Source organism: Corallococcus sp. AB038B (genome assembly GCF_003668955.1).
GTDB classification, from domain to species: domain Bacteria; phylum Myxococcota; class Myxococcia; order Myxococcales; family Myxococcaceae; genus Corallococcus; species Corallococcus exiguus.
The window spans coordinates 1-391 of record NZ_RAWO01000346.1; the positions used below are offsets into that span (position 1 = coordinate 1).

The following is a 391-nucleotide window of genomic DNA, read 5'->3' on the forward strand; positions in this document are numbered from 1 at the left end:
CACTATCGAGCGCCTAGCACCGCGCCTGGAGTCCCTCACCCGGCAGAGCCAGGTCCACTCGCTCCCGGCCCTGAAGCCCACTCCCCGCGACAGCTCGCTGCCGCTGTCCTTCGCCCAGCAGCGCCTGTGGTTCATCGACCAGCTCGAGCCCGGCAGCGCGGCCTACAACACCCCCACCGCCCTGCGCATCGAAGGCTCGCTGCGTGTGGACGCGCTCCAGCAGGCCTTCTCCGCGCTCCTGTCCCGGCACGAATCCCTGCGCACGACTTTCGCCTCGCAAGAGGGGCAGCCGGTGCAGGTCATCCATCCGGCGTCCGGCTTCCTGCTCGCCCTCGAGGACCTGAGCGCCCTGCCCGAAGCGGAGCGCGAGGAGGCAGCCCGCCGCCGGGCC

Annotated in this window: 1 protein-coding gene; it reads left to right on the forward strand. The window is 71.9% G+C overall.

The window, feature by feature from the left end; all coding sequences use genetic code 11:
- On the forward strand, positions 1-391 hold a 391-nt coding region (locus D7Y04_RS43520; protein WP_147477386.1), incomplete at both ends, for a condensation domain-containing protein.